Origin of the sequence: Rhodococcus sp. BH5, from assembly GCF_027583855.1 — a bacterium.
Lineage (GTDB): Bacteria > Actinomycetota > Actinomycetes > Mycobacteriales > Mycobacteriaceae > Rhodococcus_F > Rhodococcus_F qingshengii.
On the sequence record NZ_JAJHVW010000016.1, the window covers coordinates 1 to 19,204 of the forward strand.

The following is a 19,204-nucleotide window of genomic DNA, read 5'->3' on the forward strand; positions in this document are numbered from 1 at the left end:
GAGTGCGGGTGCTACGGAATGGCCGATGTGGGGTGGTGACGTCAAGACGTTCGAATTCCAGTATCGCGTCGGTGCGGATTGTGCTCGTGGTACTGATTTGTCGACGACGGTGCATTTCGACGGGACGGTGTTCGTTGACGACACGACGAATGGTCGTGGTCCGTCGATCAACGTTCAGAAGAACGTGTCGACGACCACCGTGTCACCGGTCAGTGGCGCTCAGGTGGGGCAGCCGGTGACGTTGAGTGCGACGGTGACCGGTGGTGCCGACGGTGATTCGGTGGAGTTCTTCGACGCCGGTTCCAAGATCGGTGCGGGCGCGCTCGCCAATGGTGTTGCAACACTTGCCTGGACACCGACCACCCGTGGAGACCACTCGATCACAGCGAAGTTCGCCGACACGGCGCGTGCCGTCGGTTCCGCTTCGGCAGCGCTGATCGTGAACGTTTCGCAGGCCGATGCTCAGTCCAGTACGACGCTGGCGCCGATCTCGGGCGCGCAGGTCGGCAAGTCGACCAATCTCAAAGCGACTGTGTCCGCGTCGGGCACCGGTGGAACGGTCACGTTCAAGGTCGGCGGAACGGTGCTCGCTTCGGTGCCGGTGGCAGGCAACGGTGAAGCGACCTATGCCTGGGTTCCGACGGTCGCCGGTGCACAGACGGTGGAAGCCGTATTCGCCGGTCGATCCGGTGTCACCGGGTCGAGTACCACCGCGAATGTGACAGTCGCCGAACAGCCCGCCGGAACAACAAGCTCCACAACAGATCTCAGCGTAGTAGCGGGCCAGGTCGGCGTTGCCCAGACGATCTCCGCTCAAATCAGCCCCGCCAATGCGGGTGGCACAGTCACCTTCAAGGACGGCGAGACCGTCATCGGCACGGCCACGGTCGATTCATCCGGAAAGGCCAGCCTTTCGTGGAAGCCCGCAACTCAAGGGCAGCGAGTTGTCGCGGCGGAGTACTCGGGCGCCGGCACGGTGACGGCATCGTCCGATCAGGTCTCCGTCCAGATCGCCGCACCCGTCGACGGTGAAGAACCAGGCAACGGCACCGGTTCGCTCGGCAGCCTCGGCAACATCTTCGGCTCCTAGCCGCCGACACCTGGTGATGCCCCGCCCGCGTTCGGCGTTGGGGCATCACCCATTTCGCTCACTTCTCGAGAAGGAAAAGCTATGTCTGTAGGTTCTGCACGCCGTGCAGTTGCAGGTTTGAGTGTGTTTGCTGTTGCTGCGGGTTTCGCGGTGGTTGCGGGTGTCGGGGTTGCTGGTGCGGCTCCGGTGACGGCGGAGTTCAATTCCGACGGGTACAAGGTGACTCGGACGATCAGTAACGGGACGCCGTCCGAGGGTGATGTGATCACGTCGAAGACGGTGTTCAAGCGAACTGCCGCGGTTCACAATCTGTATGCGGTGCGCGATTTTCATCCGGCGTGTATGACGTATGTCGATGGTTCGGCGACGGTGAACGGTAGTGCGTTCCGTGTCAACGAGGTGGCTACTGATTCTGTTCGTTTGAGTGCGGGTGCTACGGAATGGCCGATGTGGGGTGGTGACGTCAAGACGTTCGAATTCCAGTATCGCGTCGGTGCGGATTGTGCTCGTGGTACTGATTTGTCGACGACGGTGCATTTCGACGGCACGGTGTTCGTTGACGACACGACAAATGGTCGTGGTCCGTCGATCAACGTTCAGAAGAACGTGTCGACGACCACCGTGTCACCGGTCAGTGGCGCTCAGGTGGGGCAGCCGGTGACGTTGAGTGCGACGGTGACCGGTGGTGCCGACGGTGATTCGGTGGAGTTCTTCGACGCCGGTTCCAAGATCGGTGCGGGCGCGCTCGCCAATGGTGTTGCAACGCTTGCCTGGACACCGGCTGACGTCCGAACCCACAGCGTGACGGCCAAGTATCTCGGTAATGCAAAGGTGGCGACCTCCACGTCGTCGGCTGTCGACGTCGTAGTGTCCGAAGCGGACAAGAGCACTGCAACCGCGATCACCGGTCCCGCAAGTGCAGTTGCAGGTGAGTCCGTGACCGTCGAGGCTACGGTGTCGCCCACTCCGGCGGGTGGCACGGTGCAGTTCAAGGACGGTGCAACCGACCTCGGCGGCGCCGTTCCCGTCGATGCCAACGGCAAGGCTTCGCTGACGAATTCCTATGCAGAAGGCGCGCATTCGATCGTGGCGGTGTACTCCGGTTCCGGTGTCTACCAGACTTCGACGTCGGCGCCACATGCGTTGACAGTCGCTCCGGTGGTGGTCGAGGAGAACACAACGACTACCCTCGTCGGCCCGTCGACCGCTTCGACCGGAGAGACATTGTCGTTCACTGCCTCGGTCTCGACCGGTGTTGCAGGTGGCACCGTGCAGTTCAAGGAAAGTGGCAGGGATCTGGGCTCCCCGATTCCCGTGGACGCAACCGGAAAAGCGACAACCACGCCGATCTTCAACGTGGCGGGTGAGTACAGCATCACCGCAGTGTTCTCGGGGTCGGGTAACTACCTGGGCTCGACATCGAACGCCCAGACCGTGAACGTCAAGGCGCCGGCTCCCACCGACCAGCAGACCCAGACGGTCTTGACCGTTCCGGCGGATGCAAAAACCGGTACGGCAGTTGGTCTGTCCGTAACCGTCACGCCGACGCCGGTTGGCGGCACAGTGCAGTTCAAGGACGGCTCGGGCAATCTCGGCTCACCGGTGCCGGTCGTCGAGGGCAAGGCGTCGATCATGCACGAGTTCGCGAGCGTCGGTACGCACGACATCACGGCCGTCTACTCGGGTGCAACAGGATTCCTCACCTCTACCTCGGCTGCTCAGTCGGTTTCGGTCACGGCTCCGGCCGCGGAGGATCAGGAAACGTCCATCACCGTGAGCGCTCCGGCGTCAGCGGTCAAGGGCGCGAAGGTCGATCTTGTTGCGGCAGTGGTACCTACGCTCAGCGCAGGAACGGTCCAGTTCATGGACGGAACCACCCCGATCGGTGGACCGGTTGCCGTGGTGAACGGTAAGGCCACGCTCTCGCACACCTTCACCGAACTCGGAGATCGCCGAATCACCGCGGTGTTCAGTGGAACTGACGGCTATCTCGGTTCCGAGACCCAGGCCGCAGTCACTGTCAGGGTAACGGCAGCGTCCGACGGCGGGGATCCCGGCAACGGCGGCAGTTCGACCGGTTCACTGGGAAGCCTGGAAAACATCTTCGGGTCCTAGCCCGACGCCTGCACACAGACGCCTCGCCGCGGAGAACACCTCCGCGGCGGGGCGTTTCCCGTCTATGAGTTCAGGGATTCGGCGCTACGACGTGCCAGGGCACGGTCAGGATGCAGTCACGAAGACGTCGCCGCGCGGGCTGCACGGGAATTCCTTGCGCCCGAAGAATTTCCAATGCGGCAGCCCAACGATGGCGAGGTCCGAACGAGGCGTGCGGCGCGGCGGTGGCCCAGGCTCGATCGGCCGCGCTGAGCAACGCGTGGATCGGCTCACCGGGAACGTTGCGGTGGATGAGAGCCTTCGGGAGACGTTCCGCGATGTCGGAAGGGCGCTCGATGTCGAAGGGATCCCAGGCCAGTGTCAGGGTCAATGGACGATCAGCGTCGAGAAGCACCCAGGCGCAACGTCTCCCGAGTTCGTCGCAGGTTCCGTCGAGTAGCAGCCCGCCCGGTGCGAGACTGGACTGAATGTGTGCCCACGCAGAGTCCACAGCCTCCTCCGGATACTGCCGGAGCACGTTGAAGGCGCGTACGAAGACGGGTGTGAGACCGGAAAGTTCGAATCCACCACGGGCGAAGCTGACACCGTCACGACTCTCGACCACGCGGGCGGGGTCGATCTCGAGCCCGATGACGCGTCGATCCCGCCGGACAGCGGTGAGGCGGCTTGCCATCTCGAAGGTGGTGTCCGGCCTCGCCCCGTACCCGAGGTCGACGATCAACGGATCGGTCGCGTTGTTCAGGGCGTGCGCGATAGTGCGGTTGTGCACGATCCACCGGTCACTACGTCGCAGTCTGTTGATTCCCGTCGTGCCACGGGTGATGACCCCCTCGATCTTCGGGGGTGGAGCTTTCTTCACGCCGGGTTCAGCGTGCGGCGAGCCAGGTCGCGGTGACCTGGGCTTCGGTGCGGAACAGATCTACGAGGTTGATGAGCATCAGTTGCTCCAACTTCGCGCCGATGAACGGTATGAAGACCTTGGCCTCGGACGTGGTTCGCAGCGTGGACCCGGTATCGGTCGCGAACAACTCCATGGTGCCGGACAAACTCCCCGGCCCGGCCGGGATGGACGCTTCGTACGTTCCGGTCACGGTGTCACCGAAGGCGCCGTACGACTCCTTACGAGTGATGACAAGATCCTTCTTCATCACCGTCTGAGCGATGTCAGGCAAATCCGTGCGCGGAAGAATGTGGTGGAGCACGAGATCGATTCCGGAATCGGTGACCTCGAAATGTTCCACATGGTTCTCGGAATGCTTGCGCATCTCCTCGACACGGGCCTCCCAGTACGAGCGGTCCGCCAGCGCCGCATAGACCTGCTCGGGGGAGTGCTGATAGCGGGCGGAGTAGTCGATGCGGCGAGCCATGATCGTAAAGAATACCGGTTACACGCTGTGACAAGCCAAATCGGCTGTATCCACAACTGCCGCCGCTCGCAGGGTTTTACTTCGTGATCCACTCCCGGGTGAAGTCCTGTTCGGCCTGGATGAGCCGGACAACCTCGTCGACAATCGCACTTTCGATCTTTCCGCCGAGGAACGGGATCTTGACCTCGACCTCACCGTCGATCTCGAGAGTGGCGGAGTTCTCGTCACCTGTCAGCACCTGCGTGCCCTCGACACGGGCGGGAACGCCGTCGACGTGGGCGGAAAAGGTGCCGGTGGCCTTGCCGTCCTTGAAAGGCGCCATCGTTTCACTGCGCTTGATGACGATGTCGCCGTTGACGACTTTCGACACCATGCTGGGGAGATGCTCTGCGGCAATGATCTGCGACATCGTGACCGCGACGGTCTCGTCGCGAACGGTCAGCTCTTCGATCGTTGCGCCGGGACCACCGACAGCGACGATTCGGTCGCGCCAGTACTGCTCGGAGGTCACCGCCTCATGGACCTTCTCGGCGGGGACTGTGTACTTCGACGAATGCTCGATGCGACGGCTCACGATTGTGGAGGCTACCGTTTATCGATGTGTGGGACGTAACCATTGGCAGACGCGTCGTGGAATCAGGCGCTTTCGTGTCCGAGAACGTTGACTTGTCGGGATTGACGACGCTCCGAATCGGGGGACCGGCGCGGCTGCTCGCCGAATGTCCGACGACGCAGTCGTTGATCGACGTCGTGACGCTGCTCGATCGCGAGCAGATCCCGACGCTGATTCTCGCCGGCGGATCCAATCTCGTGATCTCCGACTCGGGATTCGACGGAGTTGTCGTTCGTGTGGCCAACACCACCGTGAGCCTCGACACGGACCGCGTCGTCGCCGAAGCGGGCGCGGTGTGGGACGAAGTAGTCGGTCAATCGGTCGCCGCGGAACTGGGTGGCCTCGAGTGCCTGTCCGGGATTCCGGGCTCGACCGGTGCGACGCCGGTGCAGAACGTCGGCGCGTACGGCGTCGAGGTGGGCTCGCGACTCCGGCGAGTTCAACTGCTCGACCGACGCAATGGCGAAGTGTCGTGGGTCGAACCGTCGAAACTCGAATTGGGTTACCGGTCGAGCGTCCTCAAGCATTCGGACGCAGCACTGGTTCTCGCCGTCGAATTCGACGCGTCGACCGACGGATTGAGCGCCCCGCTCGCGTACCGCGAACTGTTCACCGCACTGGGGGCAGAAGAAGGCGAGCGGTTACCTGCGTCGCAGGTCCGCGAGGCAGTTCTGGGACTTCGGACGGGTAAGGCGATGGTGCTCGATCCGTACGACCACGACACCTGGAGCGCGGGTTCCTTCTTCACCAACCCCGTGGTGCCCGACGACAAGCTGCCTGCCGTGCTCGCAGCCATCGCCGAACAGCTCGGCGACGTCACCGTGCCGCAGTTCCCCGGCAGTGGTGGAACCAAGCTCTCGGCCGGATGGTTGATCGAACGGGCCGGATTCTCGAAGGGTTATCCCGGTGAAGATGCACCGGCCAGGCTGTCGACGAAACACACCTTGGCGTTGACCAACAGAGGGTCGGCAACGAGCGCGGATGTGGTCTCGCTCGCGCGGACAGTGCGCGACGGCGTCGAAGCCGCGTTCGGTGTCCACCTGGAACCGGAACCGGTAACTGTGGGCTGCACCATCTGATTCCTGACGGAGCCCGCAGGTAGCCTGTTGAAGTGCATGAGCTGGGTGGTAGGAGAAGTCGTTCGCGTCTTGTTGCGTTGGTAGCTGTATTGCTCGCTGTGATGGTGGCCGTCGTCGGCTGCACGATCGGTGGCAAGGACGGACAGGGCGGCGCGGCGGCCGCCGAGCCAGCACCGGTGGCGACCGTGGTGTCGACGCCGGCGCCCGGCACCAAAGATGTCAGCCCGGTCGCCCCCGTCTCGGTAGCCGTGACCCAGGGAACGCTGTCCGACGTCAGCCTCAGCAATGCGGCCGGTAAAGCCGTTGCAGGACAATTGTCGCCTGACAAGACATCGTTCACCGTCAGTGAGGCACTCGGCTACGGCACCACGTATTCGTGGTCGGGCTCGGCAACCGGGACCGACGGTAAATCCGTGCCAGTCCAAGGGAGCTTTACGACGGTTGCCCCGGAGTCGACCACCGGCGCCACCCTCAACATCGCCGACGGCCAAGAAGTTGGTATCGCGGCACCGATCACGTTGCAGTTCGACAACTCCGTCGTCGACAAGGCGGCCGTTGAGAAGGCGCTTGTCGTGACCACCGTGCCGCCCACCGCCGGATCGTGGGCTTGGCTGGCCGACGACAACGGCGGATCGCGGGCCCATTGGCGTCCGGCCGATTACTGGGTGCCGGGCACGACTGTCCATCTGGACGCCAAGCTATACGGCTTGAACTACGGCGGTGGCGCCTTCGGCGACCAGGATCTCACGCTCGACTTCACGATCGGTCGTAGCCAGATCGTGAAGGCGAATGCGCCCAGCCACCGCATGCAGGTGGTGCGCGACGGTCAGACGATCATGGACATTCCCGTCAGCTACGGCGAGGGAAACGAACCTCGCAACGTCACGCGCAGCGGCATTCACATGGTGACGGAGAAGTACGAAGACTTCATGATGTCCAATCCGCCGTTCTACGAGAACGTGCGTGAGCGTTGGGCCGTGCGCATCTCCAACAACGGCGAATTCATCCACGCCAATCCTGAGACCACCGGGGTGCAGGGCTCGTCGAACGTCACGAACGGTTGCATCAACCTGTCGACATCCGACGCGCAGGAATACTTCGGAACCGCCCTCTACGGTGACCCCGTAGAGGTGACCGGCACGTCGATCGACCTGTCTCCTGCGGACGGCGACATCTACGACTGGGCAATCGATCTGCCGACCTGGAAGTCGATGTCGGCACTGCCGTAACTCTGTACTGCGGTAAATCCGTGGATGAGGGAACCGTCCGGGCTCTGCTTGCGTCTGTACAGGTAAGTGCTGTCGGCTCGGGGGAGTCCGACGGGGGTTTTCGACTTCAGGGGGACAGCGGTGGGCATTCCATTTCTGGAAGACGTGCTGGGAAGAATCTCCGATGCGACGCAGGCCGTGCCTCCTGGCGTGGCGGCATTGCCAGTTGTCGGCACTCCCATCGCGAGCGCAATCGCTACATCTGCTCTGGTGCAATCCATAACCGACGACCGCGGCGCGTTCGACGACGAGATGGCTGCTGCGACCGTCGACGCCGATGTGGAGCGCGCACGAGCCTGGGGTGAGCGCGATGCCCTCACCGCCCAGACGTCGTCGCTCGAGTACAGCGAACACGCAATCGTGGACGACGATCCGTTCGATGCGATGTCGCACTCCGAAATCTTCGACCACGTCAACGAGATGAATCCGGCAACCCTGAGTGCGATCGGTGAGGCTTGGAAGGCCATTGCAGGCCGGGTCGAAGCCGGCATCGGGAAGTTCCAGAACGACGTGAACGGTGCGATCACCGAAGGCTGGCAGGGGCGCGGCGGCTCGGCTGCGCTGGAAGCAGTGCTGGCCTACTCGGCTGATGCGGGTGAGCTGAAGGTGCGGGTCGATCTGATCTCGAACAAGATCGAGGAGGCGAAGATCGCACTCGACGAGGCAAAACGCTCGATTCCGGCACCCGACGGCGCCTCGACGGTCGAGAGGTTTCTCAGCATGGTTCCCGGGGCTACATGGAAGCAGGCCCAATACGAAGCGGAAGAAGCCGAACGTCAAGCGCGCCAGGTGATGAAGGACGTGTATCTGCCGTCCATGAAGCGTGCGGACGATCAGGTGCCGATCCTCCCGGCCGCATTCAATCCGGTCACCGGCGATGGAGGGGCTGGAAGTGGCGGGGCTGGAAGTGGCGGCGCATTCGGTGGTGGTGGTGCCGACGGCGGGAACTTTTCGGGTTCAGGAAACGGGCTCGGCGCGCCGTCTACATCGGGTGGCGGAGTCGGTGGGGGAGCGGACGGTGGAAACTCCGGCGGGGCAAACCCGCCCGGACACGGTTCCGGTCAGAATCCGTCCGGCACCGATACCGGAAATGGTGACAACCGTAGCGGCGTTGATGCCCAAGGGAATCCGAACGTCGATGCAGTTCGATCCGGAACCGGTTCCGACCCGGCCGGGACCACGGCGGCACATGCCGGTCCACTGTCCGCCGGTGCAGCGCCGGATGGCCTTGCCCGTGCAACTCCGAATGGTGCTCAGCTCGGTTCCGGAACGCCGTCAGGCCTGGTAGGTAGCGGTTCGGGTGGTGGTCCTGCTGGTGGAATCGGTACCGGCGTCTTCGGGCCAGGCGGAACCGGAGTCGGAGCCCTCGGCCCTGGCGGCGTGGGCGGCCTCGCCGGTGGCGGACGTGGGGGCGTCAACGGAGCTGGCGGTACCTCGGCGACGGGCGCGCAGAGCGGTCGGGGCGCGATGGGTGGCGTCGGCGGCATGGCACCGGGACGAGGGCAAGGGCAAGACGAAGACAACGTTCACGACACCCCCGGCTACCTCGTCACAGTCGAGAACGGCAATGCCCTGGTCGGCGACCTACCGATGGTCTCCCCGGCGGTGCTGGGCGAATGACCACCATGCAGTGGCAGTTCACCGGCCTCGAATTCCAGATTCTCTGGGAAGCGGTCGGACGTGACCGACTCCCGTACCCGCTGCGGTTTCGTCCGACGGCCGAAACCATGAACGAGCTGACAGAAGAGCGACGTCGAGCGGGAGCACACCTGGCTTGGTTGCTCGACGATCGGCTGCATCACGTTCTCGGTGCTCTTGCGAATCCTGATGCTCGCGTTGAGGTTTCCGGTTTTCACGGGCAGAACATGAGTACGGTGACGCGATTGCACGGCGTTGTTGCCGGCGACCTGGGGGTGCTCCTGACTCAACTGCCCGGCAGGACTGTCGACTGTGGCTCCGACGTGGTTTTCACCGTGGTACGCCCATCGGCAATTCCACGGATGCTCGTCGATCACCTGCCGACCTGCCCCGCTGGATCGGAGCGTGGTGTGAGCATCGAAAGGCCGAAAACTTCCGGTAGAGCGAGCTTTCTGAGCAGTGCTGCCGGTGCGCGCGGGAGCGAGGAAGTGAGCAGATTCTTCGACCGAGAGCGGACCTCGATCGGTGAAGTCACCACATACCCGGGAGGAGCGGTGGACAGCAGACCGACAGACGACGGCATAACGTTCCACTGGTACGACTATGCCGGAGATGGTCGGTACATCATCACCGCTGATGAAACCGTAAGTGCCCGTAGCGCTTCCACGGAAATGACGGAGGCCGAGATTGCACGCAATCTCGGCCTCGTCCTGCACCGGGTGATTCGCACTGGTTAGTCAGAACGATTCGAACTAGCTGGTGGTGCGGTGGAACCGACCGGGGCTTGCCTGATCCCTCGGCTTGACGATGATCTGATCGAGGTTCACATGTGACGGCCGCGACGCGACAAAACCGATGATCTCGGCGATGTCCTGCGCCACCAACGGTGTGATTCCCTCGTACACCTTGTCGGCCTTGTCCTGATCGCCCTCGAACCGGACGAGTGAGAACTCCGTCTCGACGGCTCCCGGCGCGATTTCGGTCAGTCGAACGGGCTTGCCCAACAGTTCACCACGCAATGTCCGATGAAGGACGGCTTGAGCGTGCTTGGCGGTGGTGTAGCCCGAGCCGTTGTCGTATGCCTCCAGCGCGGCCACCGAGGTGATGGTCACGACCAGACCGTCACCCGAATCGATCAGCTTGGGCAGCAGTGCCTTCGTCACACGCAACGTGCCCAGAACATTGGTCTCCCACATCCACCGCCAGTCGTCCAGATCGGCGTCCAGGACTGTTGCCAGACCCTTTGCACCACCCGCGTTGTTGACCAACACGTCGACACGTGGGACCACGGCCGCGAACGCGTCGACGGAATCCTCGTCGGTGACGTCGAGTTCGAGAGCGGTACCACCGATTTCCTCGGCGATCTTCTCGAGACGATCGACGCGGCGAGCACCGATCACGACGTGGAATCCCTGAGCTGCCAGGGTGCGGGCGGTGGCCTCACCGATTCCGGAGCTGGCTCCGGTGACTACGGCGATGCGGGCATCGGAAGAAATGGTCATGATGCAATCGTAGGGCTAGTCGGCGGCATACTCTGCTTCCCGTTCGATGGATTCGATGTGACGACGCGGTACTTGTATCCGGCCGGGTGTGTAGGTGACGGCGCGCAGCGCGCCGCTGTACCGGAAGGGACCATGGCGTCGTCGTACCTCCCACGACACAGGTCCCCTGGCGTCGACACCGACCGAGATACCGGTCCACGGCGCCATTCCCACCAGTTGTACTTGCCCGAGCAGCCGGCCCGCGTGAATGCCGTCGAGACTGACGTGGAGATCCCAACGCAACCGCGGTACCACCGTCACCGACAGCTCGATGCGTTCGGTGCCGAGCGCCAGCGGTCCGGCGTCGACAACGGAGTAGGAACCGAACGCGTTGTACCCGAGATGCAGGTGCCCGTCCTCGACGTAGAGAAGGTACCCACCCTGCGGATCGCCATGGGCGACAAGGACACCGGCGTCACCTTCGCGGTAACCGTCGAGTTCGACCGTGATGTCGAAGTCGCGGAACCCGATCAGCTTGGATGAGCGGTAGCGCTCCAGCGGGGGCGTTCCGGCAAGTAGTCGCACCGGGCGTGAGAGTGCTCCTTCCTCCGGACGGCGAACCGCGCCGACGGTATTGCCGAGTAGAGGAAACACGGTGTTCGCCCACGCCGAGTGGTCCCAGGCCTCGGCGAGTTCGCGAACCTTGTCGGGAAACCGTGATGCCAGGTCGTCGAGCTCGGTCGGGTCGGTGCGGACGTCGAACAACTGCCAGTGCGGTTTGTCGATGTCCGCCGGGGTGAGAGCCAGCAGTTTCCAGCCGTCCTTGTAGTAGCCACGGTTGCCGGTCATCTCGGTGTACTGCTCGGTGTGAGTGCTCGGAGCGGCAGACGAACGCAGAACGGACGCGGAAGACACCCCGTCGAACTCTTTCACCGGGAGCCCGTTTCGCACACTGGGTGCGTCGATTCCGGCCAGTTCGAGCAGCGTAGGGGTCAGGTCGGTGACGTACGCGAACTGGTCGCGAATCCCGTTGTCGTCTGCTCCGGGTTTCAATCCAGCGGGCCAGGACAGGAGAAAAGGAACACGGATCCCGCCGGCAAAGGATTGCCCTTTGTAGAACCGGAACGGGGTGTTGGACGTCTGTCCCCATCCACGTGGATAGTGGACGCCCAATTCAGGTCCGCCGATGAGGGATTCGTCGTGGGGGACATCGCCCACCCAGTCCGGATCCTGAATATGCGCGAACTGTGCGAAGTAGCTTCGGGTCCCGTCCGAACCGCCCTCGGCGGTGCCGCCGTTGTCGGAGGTGAAGACGATGATCGTGTTGTCGAGCTCGCCGAGTTCGTCCAGGGTGTCGACGATGCGTCCGACGCTCTGATCGATCGAGTCGACCATCGCCGCGTACACCTCCATGTAGCGGGCGAACCTGGACTGCACTTCCGGCGTGAGTGATTCCCATTCGGGGACGTCGAAGCCGGGTTCGGAGTTTCGCGGTGCTTGTTGCGTACCTTCCGGAAAGAGGCCTTGCACGAGCTGAGAGGCGAACCGCGACTCGCGGATTCGATCCCACCCTTCGTCGTAGCGGCCGCGGTACTTTTCCTGGTCGGCAGGCTTGGCCTGCAACGGTCCGTGCATGGCGACGTGTGCGAAGTAGAGGAAGAACGGCTTGTCCTGATCGTGGGCGCGGAGGTCCTTGATGTACCCGACCGCTTTGTCGGTCAGATCGTCGGTGAGGTAGTACCCCTCGGGGTACTCGTCCACGTCGACCACAGAATTGTCGGAGATCAGTTGATTGGGATAGTAGAAGGAGTTGAGGCCTTCGAGTGAGCCGTAGTAGCGATCGAAACCGCGCTGCGTCGGCCAGGAGTCACGACTTCGTCCCGGGGCCAGGTTGGCGTCGCGTACGAGGTGCCACTTGCCGACGGCATAGGTCGCATAGCCCGCGCCGCGGAGGATTTCGGGGAGTGTCTGGACGTCGTCGGCCAATTCCAGACGCAGTCCGGGGTAGCCCGGATCGGCGTTGGCGACAAAACCGTACCCGGCGCGGTGCGGATTCAGGCCGGTGAGAAGAGCTGCGCGCGACGGCGAGCAGAGGGGCGTCGTGTGGTAGTTGGTCATCCGAATGCCCTGCGCGGCAAGGCGGTCGAGGGTGGGAGTCTCGATCTCGGAGCCGAACGGCCCGATGTCGCTGTACCCCATGTCGTCGATCAGAACCACGACGATGTTGGGTGATCCGGGAATCGGGGTCGTGGAGGTGGGCCACGACGGGGTCGAATCGGCTGCGGTGCGGCCGATTCGACCCTCGAAGCCTTCGTATCCGCGGGCGTGCGGAGGAGGGGCGGAATCCGGTGAAGTCATGGGAGAGTCGAGGCGCCTTCGATGATCGAGTATTCGGAAGCGTCGCCGGCGATGCTGCGGCTTCGTTCCCCGTGGATGTTGACCGGGATGTCGCCGGCAAGGGTGATGCGCTCCAGACGCCGGTACTGATCGTCGTAGTCGGCGATCGCGTAGTGCTGGGTGGCGCGGTTGTCCCAGATCGCGACGTCACCCGCTTCCCAGTTCCACCGCGTCGTGTACTCGAGCTTGATGGCGTGATCCTGCAAGAGCTTGAATACACCGTTCGACTGTTCGGTGCTCAACCCGACGAAGTTCTTGACAAAATGTCCGAGGACGAGCGTGCGTTCTCCGGTTTCGGGGTGGACCCGCACCACCGGGTGTTCCGTCTCGAAGTACGTGGACTGGAACTCCTCGCGGTAGGCGGCCGTGCGATCTTCGGTGAGCCGCTCGGCGCTGGTTGCCGCATAGTCGTAGACGTTCGTGTGGCGAGCCCAGAGGTTCTCCGCGAGCGCCTTGAGCGGATCCGGCAGTCCGTTGTAGGCGGCTACCCCCGACGCCCACGTCGTGGAACCGCCGTATTCGGGTAGCTGCACCGCGCGCAGGATCGAAGCCTTGGGGATGCGGTCGACGAAGGTGACGTCGGTGTGCCAGCTGTTGGCCTTGCCCAGGTCCGAGTCGATGGGCAGAACTTTTGCGCCGTGCGACTTCACGGTGGGGTGGGCAGTGGTCGGGGTACCCAGCAGCTGGGCGAACTCGTACTGCGAATCGTTGTCGAGGTGGTCTTGCCCGCGAAAGAAGATCACCTTGTGTTCGAGAAGTGCTTGCCGGATGAGGGAAATCGTCGCCGGGTCGAGATGCCCGCCGAGAGTGATTCCGTCGATTCGGGCGCCGATATGCGCGCCGAGGGTGGTGACAGTGCCGCGAGCGGCGTCAACGGCCGCTCCGTTCGTTGATGCCGAATTCGTGAGGGTCGGCTTGGCGAAAGCTGTAGACATGGTGCACCTTTCGTGGGGAGTGTGCCCACCCAAACACGCGAGATTTCGCCCCGACAGGGTTGCGTTCAGTGTGATCGTTACCGCACCTGATTTGTGAATCTCGGTGAAGCTGCTACTTTTGGAGCCATGTCGACCGACCAGCCTGCCGCTTTGCGGGTCACCTATGTGACCGCTGCGCTTGGTTCGCGTCTGCCTCTGGCGCGAGAGCTGTGTTGTCGCCGCCGTTCTTTCTGCAGCTAATTTCTGCGCCTTTTCTGTCTATTTCTTCGTGTGACCAGTGGAAACGCTGATTTCTCGGTCGACAGAGATATGCGCCTTCTCCTCCTTCTGCAAGGGACAGCCATGTCGACACCCACAATCTCCGCCATTCCGAACATCCGATCGCGAACCGCGCTCTCGGGAACCCGGACCCGTACCCAGATAGTTGCGCCCGAACTACGCATCGCCGACGGTCCGTCCGCGACTGTGTTGCGCATTGCTCGATCCCGTGGGCCGCTCTCACGTGACACTGCGGCAAAGGCATCAGGGCTGAGCATCGCCACCGTGAACCGGCAGGTCACGAGCCTGCTGGACCTCGGGATCCTGCGCGAACGCGCGGACCTGACGGCCTCCGGAGCAATCGGGCGTCCGCGAGTTCCGTTCGAGGTCAACCACGAGCCTTATCTGACAGTCGGCATCCACATCGGTGCCGTCGTCACCAGCATCATCGCCAGCGACATTCGTGGAAAGGTGCTCGGCGCCGTCGAGATTCCGACGCCTGCCACCAATTCTGCTGTCGCGCTTGCCACCATTGCGCGCTCGGCCAAATCCTTTGCCTCGCGGTGGCACAAGCGTCGTCCGCTCGCCGTCGGCGTGGCCATCGGCGGTCGCGTCGATTCAGCGACCGGAGTCGTCGATCACCCGCGTCTGGGATGGAAGGGCGCCAAGGTCGGGTCCATCATCGGAGCCGGCTTGGATCTCCCTGTATCGGTAGCCGCCCACGTCGAGGCGATGGCCGCGTCGGAACTACTGCTCAGCACCGACCGTGCCGAAGCCCCGACGCCGGGCACTACCGGCCTGTACTTCTACGCTCGTGAAACTGCCGGCATCGCAATCACTTTCGAAGGGCGAGTGCACACGCCGTCCAGCGGACCCGGTTCGATCGCGCACCTCCCCACCGGTTCGTCCGCACGGTGCACCTGCGGAGCCGTGGGTTGCCTTGAAGCGACGATCAGTGACCGCGCCGTAGTCGCGCAGGCTTTGTCTTCGGGCGCCGTGATCCAGGGCAGCGAGCGTGTCACGATCGCGGACGTCTACCGGGCCGCGTCGTCGGGTTCCATTCCGGCACACGAGCTTCTGGTTGATCGAGCACGCGTCCTCGGCCGGACAGTGGCGATGCTGCGTGACCTGTTCAACCCGGATCGTGTGATTCTGGGTGGTCAGGCATTCACCGACTATCCGGCCGGGGTGCCCCATGTCGCCGAGGCTTTCTCGACGGCATCCTCCTTGGAGCGTAAGGACATTCGAATTACCGGTTTCGGCAATCGGGTTCAGGAATACGCTTCCACGGTCGTGTCACTGAGCTCACTGTTTGCTGATCCCGCTGCGGCTATGCGCCGCGCGTCGGCCGTCTGACTGCGAAGAGGGCAGTCAGAGTTCCGGTCGATCCAAGACTCGCAACCATGATCCGTCGGGCTGGCGGCGCGCGACCTGCGTGCGCCCGCCGGTTCCGTCGGAAGGTTTGGTCGAGGTCATGGCCAGGTCGCCGCTGATCACCGTCGGTAGAGATTCCTCGACGGTGAATCTCGGTGCAGCTGCCAGCATCTGAGAGATCACCTCGCGGATGGCTTGGCGGCCCACGGTGAGGGATCCGGGAGGGAAGGCCATCACCGCATCCTCCTCGTAAAGTGCGGCGACGGCGTCTGCGTCACCAGCGTTGGCGAACTGCACGAAAAGCTTCGCGATGTCTTCCGGGGTTCCGGCCTTCTGAACGTCATCTGTTGTTGTCATGCTTCCATCGTTCTAGTACTCCGGCGATAAGTCCAAGATCTAGTTTGTCTCGCAGCTAGAATCAGCAGTTATGGAACTTCGGCAGCTCGAATACTTTGTCACGGTAGTGGAGGAAGCCAACTTCACTCGCGCCGCCGAGCGGCTTCACGTAGCCCAACCGGGTGTGAGTGCGCAGGTCAAACGGCTGGAACGTGAGTTGGGGCAGGAATTGCTCGATCGTAGTGGTCGAACCGTTTGTCTGACCGACGCCGGGCGAGCTGTCCTCCCGCACGCCTACGCTGCACTCGCTTCCGTTCAGAGCACCCGCGACGCTGTCGATGCCTTGAACGGACTGGTTCGGGGTTCCGTTTCGGTCGGGATGGTTACCGCCTGCGCTTCCGCCGACCTCACAGATCTGCTCAGTCGGTTGCACAACAAACACCCCGGACTGGACATTTCGCTGGCCGAGGACGATTCGCGCAGTCTGCTTGCCGGAGTGTCGGACGGAACCTTCGACATAGCCGTCATCGGGGTGGCGGGCAAGCTGCCGGAAGGGCTCGAATCGAGGGTGATCACCGACGAACGACTGGTGGCCGGAGTGGCGGCGGATCATCCGCTGGCCGAGGTGTCGTCTCTGCCGTTTGCCGAACTCGCGACGCAATCGGTCATCTGTCTGCCGGAGGGAACCGGCATCAGAACGTGTCTGGACTTCGCGTGCGCCGCAGCCGGCACCAAGCCGACGGTTGCGCTCGAGGCAAGCAACCTCGGCATCATCGTTTCATTGGCAGCGCAGGGGCTGGGAATGGCCGTGCTTCCGGAGTCGACAGTGGGGGAGTTGCATCGGATCGATCTCGAACCGGAAGCACGATCTCGGCTGGAATTGGTCTGGCGTTCGTCGGGCGGCAAGAATCCGGCGGCCTCTGCTCTCATCGATCTTGCGAGAGCTGTTCCCGCCGAGTGAGTTCGGCCTGCGCCCGATCCAATCCGCCGTGCTCGAGAGCAGCCAACCTCGACCTGTCCTTCCAGACGATGGTGCCGCGTCGCCGGACGATGACCGACATCGTTCCACCGAGATGCTCGAGCGCTCCTGGCACGTTTCGACGCTCGGCAGGTATCGGAACAGGAAGTATGTGTGCGTCGGCGATGGGTGCGGTCCCGTCGATGTCGACGCTCCACTTCCGGCTGTAACCCCGAAGCGTCCAGCGATCGTCGGACACCGTCGTCTCCACCTGTGACGTCAGAGGATTACCCAGCCGCAACACCGTTCCGTCCGGTAGCGCGGCAACGACGGCGGTGACTTCGGTGCGCAGAGGTCCGGCGCTGACCTGTCCGCCGGCAAACGCCACGCAGGCTCGAGGATCGGTGAACCCCTGTGCCTGTCCCCACCACCAGGATTCCGGGAATCCTCCCTTTCCCCAGTTCTTCTCGCCGTACACCTGCGCTCCGGTGAGATCCCAGCTCTGTCCGTCGATGACGGCGCTTCCCTCGACCCGGCCGCCGAGCAGCCACGGATGCCAGTACTGATTGAGTGCGGGAACTGATTGGAAGTAACTCGACCCCCCGAAGCGGCGGTGCGGCCAGAATCGCTGATTGCTGATGCGTACGTCGAGATGACTGTCGCCGAAATCGACCTGGAGTCGATCGGCATTGCCGCGGAAAGCGTTGTCGGCGTAGGCCCCCAGGATACGGGGATCGGCCGATCCATTCGGATGCTCAGCAGTGCGGAGGAATCCGCCTGGGTGTGCCGCGAGACCGAGCGTCGACCAGCTGCCGCCGTCGGCCTTGTTGATTCCGGCGAGCGCGATCACCACCCGTCCGCTGTCTGGCATCGTGAATCGCCAGAAGTAACCCTCCATCGCAACGTCATGGGAGGCAAGCAGATTGCCGTACGGCAGGGTGGCACCCGAGGCGCGGTACGCGGGAAGCTTCACGATCCCAGTACTGCCTGTGATGCGGTGACCTGAGCGACGAGGCGGCCCTCGTCGTCGCGGATCTCGGTCACCACCGCGACGGTGCTGCGCCCCGCGTGCAGTGGCCGGGCGGTGGCGGTGACCGTGCCCTTGCGCACGCCGCGAGTGAAGACGGTCGACGAACTGGTGGTGGACGTACTTGCGCCGGGCGGCAGATTGAGGAATGCACAGACGGCGCCGACGCTGTCTGCCAGCGTCATCAAGGCGCCGCCGTGCATTCCGTTGCCGGCGGTGGTGCGGTGGCTGTCCCAATCCAGATGGCCGACAACCTGTTCGGGTGCCGCGCTGTCCAACTGAATTCCGGTGTGAACTGCAAAAGGCATGCTCGCGACAAGTTGTTCGAGGTCCATGCCTACCGATGTTAACGAGCCGCCGAAACCTCCGTCGGGACTTCGGTTTATCGAGGGCGGTGACTCACAGGGGCAGGGCGGTTTCCGACAGCCCTTCCGGCGCGTTGCGACGACGGAACCACTCGGTGCCGAATGCCGCGGCGAGCTGCTCCGTCGGCATTTCGAGGAACGGGCCGAAATCGCCGACCTGCGTTGCGTGCGCGTACATGGCCGCGCGCTTGGACGAGATCACCGAACTGACGTCGACCGCGGTGGTGAGTTGGTCAGCCGGAAGCCCGAACGATTCGATGTCCGGCGGCTGCGCCTCCTCGGTCCACTCGGGGTTGGCCTGCATCAGCATCTTCATGTGATCGCGGTTGGTGGACGCCTCGTAGACGAACGGCGTGCCCGCAAGTTCTGCAGCACGAACGCCGACGTGGTGGACCTGGATGTGATCCGGGTGGCCGTATCCGCCGTTGGGGTCGTAGATGGTCAGGACATCGGCGTTCTCTTCACGAAGAACCTCGGCCAGACGCTCGGCGGCCTTCTCGACGTCGACGTTGCAGAACGCTTCCGGATTCTCGTTCTCGGGCGTACCCACCATCCCCGAATCCGGGTAGTGCAGGGACACGACGCGACTGGCACCCAACGCGTCGGTGGACGCCTCGAGCTCACGGCTGCGGCGCTGAGCCAACGTCTCGTATTCGTCCAACAGTCCGTCGGGGAATTCACCGAGAGCACCGTCGGTAGCGGTGACGACTACGACGCGGTGACCTGCGTCGGCGGCCATTCTCATCACGCCGCCCGTAGTGAAAACTTCGTCATCGGGATGGGCGTGGAAACACACCAGGACACTCATTCGCGCAATCGTAAGGCAAGTTACCGACAGGTCAACCCGAGCGCACAGTGAAAACGATTTGTCGAGTCGGCCTCGGCTCTGTGAACCTTGTTCAG

At 63.3% G+C, this 19,204-nt stretch carries 18 protein-coding genes; 8 read left to right on the forward strand and 10 right to left on the reverse strand.

Going from position 1 to position 19,204, the window contains the following annotated elements; translation table 11 throughout:
- Positions 1–1,090, forward strand: a 1,090-nt coding sequence (locus RhoBH5_RS27925) for an Ig-like domain-containing protein (RefSeq protein WP_270009032.1), incomplete at its 5' end; no start/stop codon positions are given.
- An 81-nt stretch (positions 1,091–1,171) separates the two neighbouring features.
- Entirely contained in the window at positions 1,172–3,205 is a 2,034-nt protein-coding gene (locus RhoBH5_RS27930; protein ID WP_270009033.1) for an Ig-like domain-containing protein, read from the forward strand.
- 70 nt (positions 3,206–3,275) lie between these two features.
- Here RhoBH5_RS27930 and RhoBH5_RS27935 read toward each other — a convergent pair whose 3' ends face one another.
- The 3 genes from RhoBH5_RS27935 to RhoBH5_RS27945 all read right to left on the reverse strand — a co-directional run bounded on the left by RhoBH5_RS27935 (position 3,276) and on the right by RhoBH5_RS27945 (position 5,146).
- Positions 3,276–4,064, reverse strand: coding sequence for a class I SAM-dependent methyltransferase (locus tag RhoBH5_RS27935; protein ID WP_270009034.1), 789 nt, complete (start codon positions 4,062–4,064; stop codon positions 3,276–3,278).
- A gap of 7 nt (positions 4,065–4,071) precedes the next feature.
- The gene (locus RhoBH5_RS27940) at positions 4,072–4,572 is read right to left on the reverse strand and encodes a DUF2505 domain-containing protein (protein ID WP_007735352.1); all 501 of its coding nucleotides are present in this window, start codon (positions 4,570–4,572) and stop codon (positions 4,072–4,074) included.
- A gap of 76 nt (positions 4,573–4,648) precedes the next feature.
- Positions 4,649–5,146: a DUF2505 domain-containing protein gene (locus RhoBH5_RS27945; protein ID WP_042452956.1), complete on the reverse strand. Its 498-nt coding sequence runs from the start codon at positions 5,144–5,146 to the stop codon at positions 4,649–4,651.
- 74 nt (positions 5,147–5,220) lie between these two features.
- On the opposite strand from RhoBH5_RS27945, the gene RhoBH5_RS27950 reads away from it, so the two are divergent.
- The 4 genes from RhoBH5_RS27950 to RhoBH5_RS27965 all read left to right on the forward strand — a co-directional run bounded on the left by RhoBH5_RS27950 (position 5,221) and on the right by RhoBH5_RS27965 (position 9,907).
- Positions 5,221–6,264, forward strand: coding sequence for a UDP-N-acetylmuramate dehydrogenase (locus RhoBH5_RS27950; protein ID WP_158170618.1), 1,044 nt, complete (start codon positions 5,221–5,223; stop codon positions 6,262–6,264).
- Between the two features lie 32 nt (positions 6,265–6,296).
- Positions 6,297–7,493, forward strand: coding sequence for a L,D-transpeptidase (locus RhoBH5_RS27955; RefSeq protein WP_042452959.1), 1,197 nt, complete (start codon positions 6,297–6,299; stop codon positions 7,491–7,493).
- 120 nt (positions 7,494–7,613) lie between these two features.
- Positions 7,614–9,152 (forward strand): hypothetical protein, encoded by a 1,539-nt coding sequence (locus RhoBH5_RS27960; protein WP_270009035.1) that lies wholly within the window; start codon positions 7,614–7,616, stop codon positions 9,150–9,152.
- Positions 9,149–9,907: an ESX secretion-associated protein EspG gene (locus tag RhoBH5_RS27965; RefSeq protein ID WP_270009036.1), complete on the forward strand. Its 759-nt coding sequence runs from the start codon at positions 9,149–9,151 to the stop codon at positions 9,905–9,907. Before RhoBH5_RS27960 ends, RhoBH5_RS27965 begins: the two co-directional genes overlap by 4 nt.
- Before the next feature lie 15 nt (positions 9,908–9,922).
- On the opposite strand, the gene RhoBH5_RS27970 is transcribed toward RhoBH5_RS27965, so the two are convergent.
- Genes RhoBH5_RS27970 through RhoBH5_RS27980 form a run of 3 tightly spaced genes read right to left on the reverse strand, consistent with a single transcriptional unit; the run spans position 9,923 to position 13,983 of the window.
- Entirely contained in the window at positions 9,923–10,672 is a 750-nt protein-coding gene (locus RhoBH5_RS27970; RefSeq protein ID WP_003942076.1) for an SDR family NAD(P)-dependent oxidoreductase, read from the reverse strand.
- 15 nt (positions 10,673–10,687) lie between these two features.
- Positions 10,688–13,009, reverse strand: coding sequence for an arylsulfatase (locus tag RhoBH5_RS27975; RefSeq protein ID WP_270009037.1), 2,322 nt, complete (start codon positions 13,007–13,009; stop codon positions 10,688–10,690).
- Positions 13,006–13,983: a TauD/TfdA dioxygenase family protein gene (locus RhoBH5_RS27980; protein ID WP_042452972.1), complete on the reverse strand. Its 978-nt coding sequence runs from the start codon at positions 13,981–13,983 to the stop codon at positions 13,006–13,008. Before RhoBH5_RS27980 ends, RhoBH5_RS27975 begins: the two co-directional genes overlap by 4 nt.
- A gap of 342 nt (positions 13,984–14,325) precedes the next feature.
- On the opposite strand from RhoBH5_RS27980, the gene RhoBH5_RS27985 reads away from it, so the two are divergent.
- Positions 14,326–15,597 (forward strand): ROK family transcriptional regulator, encoded by a 1,272-nt coding sequence (locus RhoBH5_RS27985; protein WP_074447122.1) that lies wholly within the window; start codon positions 14,326–14,328, stop codon positions 15,595–15,597.
- A gap of 15 nt (positions 15,598–15,612) precedes the next feature.
- On the opposite strand, the gene RhoBH5_RS27990 is transcribed toward RhoBH5_RS27985, so the two are convergent.
- Complete coding sequence (locus RhoBH5_RS27990) at positions 15,613–15,972, reverse strand: YybH family protein (RefSeq protein WP_054187841.1); 360 nt, start codon at positions 15,970–15,972, stop codon at positions 15,613–15,615.
- 70 nt (positions 15,973–16,042) lie between these two features.
- Between RhoBH5_RS27990 and RhoBH5_RS27995 the strand changes: the two genes are divergently transcribed.
- Positions 16,043–16,912, forward strand: coding sequence for a LysR family transcriptional regulator (locus tag RhoBH5_RS27995; RefSeq protein ID WP_065352117.1), 870 nt, complete (start codon positions 16,043–16,045; stop codon positions 16,910–16,912).
- Here RhoBH5_RS27995 and RhoBH5_RS28000 read toward each other — a convergent pair.
- The 3 genes from RhoBH5_RS28000 to RhoBH5_RS28010 form a co-directional block, all read right to left on the reverse strand.
- Entirely contained in the window at positions 16,878–17,882 is a 1,005-nt protein-coding gene (locus RhoBH5_RS28000; RefSeq protein WP_007735336.1) for a tocopherol cyclase family protein, read from the reverse strand. The genes RhoBH5_RS27995 and RhoBH5_RS28000 overlap by 35 nt on opposite strands.
- Entirely contained in the window at positions 17,879–18,271 is a 393-nt protein-coding gene (locus RhoBH5_RS28005; protein WP_058227471.1) for a PaaI family thioesterase, read from the reverse strand. Before RhoBH5_RS28005 ends, RhoBH5_RS28000 begins: the two co-directional genes overlap by 4 nt.
- A 64-nt stretch (positions 18,272–18,335) precedes the next feature.
- Positions 18,336–19,109, reverse strand: a complete 774-nt coding sequence (locus RhoBH5_RS28010) for a PIG-L family deacetylase (protein ID WP_003942001.1) — start codon at positions 19,107–19,109, stop codon at positions 18,336–18,338.
- Positions 19,110–19,204: the final 95 nt, after the last annotated feature.

Bases quoted from the DNA above. Each gene is read 5' to 3' on its own strand.
- RhoBH5_RS27930 (WP_270009033.1), top strand. From the start codon at position 1,172: ATGTCTGTAGGTTCTGCACGCCGTGCAGTTGCAGGTTTGAGTGTGTTT.
- RhoBH5_RS27940 (WP_007735352.1), bottom strand. From the start codon at position 4,572: ATGGCTCGCCGCATCGACTACTCCGCCCGCTATCAGCACTCCCCCGAG.
- RhoBH5_RS27965 (WP_270009036.1), top strand. From the start codon at position 9,149: ATGACCACCATGCAGTGGCAGTTCACCGGCCTCGAATTCCAGATTCTC.
- RhoBH5_RS27970 (WP_003942076.1), bottom strand. From the start codon at position 10,672: ATGACCATTTCTTCCGATGCCCGCATCGCCGTAGTCACCGGAGCCAGC.
- RhoBH5_RS27975 (WP_270009037.1), bottom strand. From the start codon at position 13,009: ATGACTTCACCGGATTCCGCCCCTCCTCCGCACGCCCGCGGATACGAA.
- RhoBH5_RS27980 (WP_042452972.1), bottom strand. From the start codon at position 13,983: ATGTCTACAGCTTTCGCCAAGCCGACCCTCACGAATTCGGCATCAACG.
- RhoBH5_RS27985 (WP_074447122.1), top strand. From the start codon at position 14,326: ATGTCGACACCCACAATCTCCGCCATTCCGAACATCCGATCGCGAACC.
- RhoBH5_RS27990 (WP_054187841.1), bottom strand. From the start codon at position 15,972: ATGACAACAACAGATGACGTTCAGAAGGCCGGAACCCCGGAAGACATC.
- RhoBH5_RS27995 (WP_065352117.1), top strand. From the start codon at position 16,043: ATGGAACTTCGGCAGCTCGAATACTTTGTCACGGTAGTGGAGGAAGCC.
- RhoBH5_RS28005 (WP_058227471.1), bottom strand. From the start codon at position 18,271: ATGGACCTCGAACAACTTGTCGCGAGCATGCCTTTTGCAGTTCACACC.
- RhoBH5_RS28010 (WP_003942001.1), bottom strand. From the start codon at position 19,109: ATGAGTGTCCTGGTGTGTTTCCACGCCCATCCCGATGACGAAGTTTTC.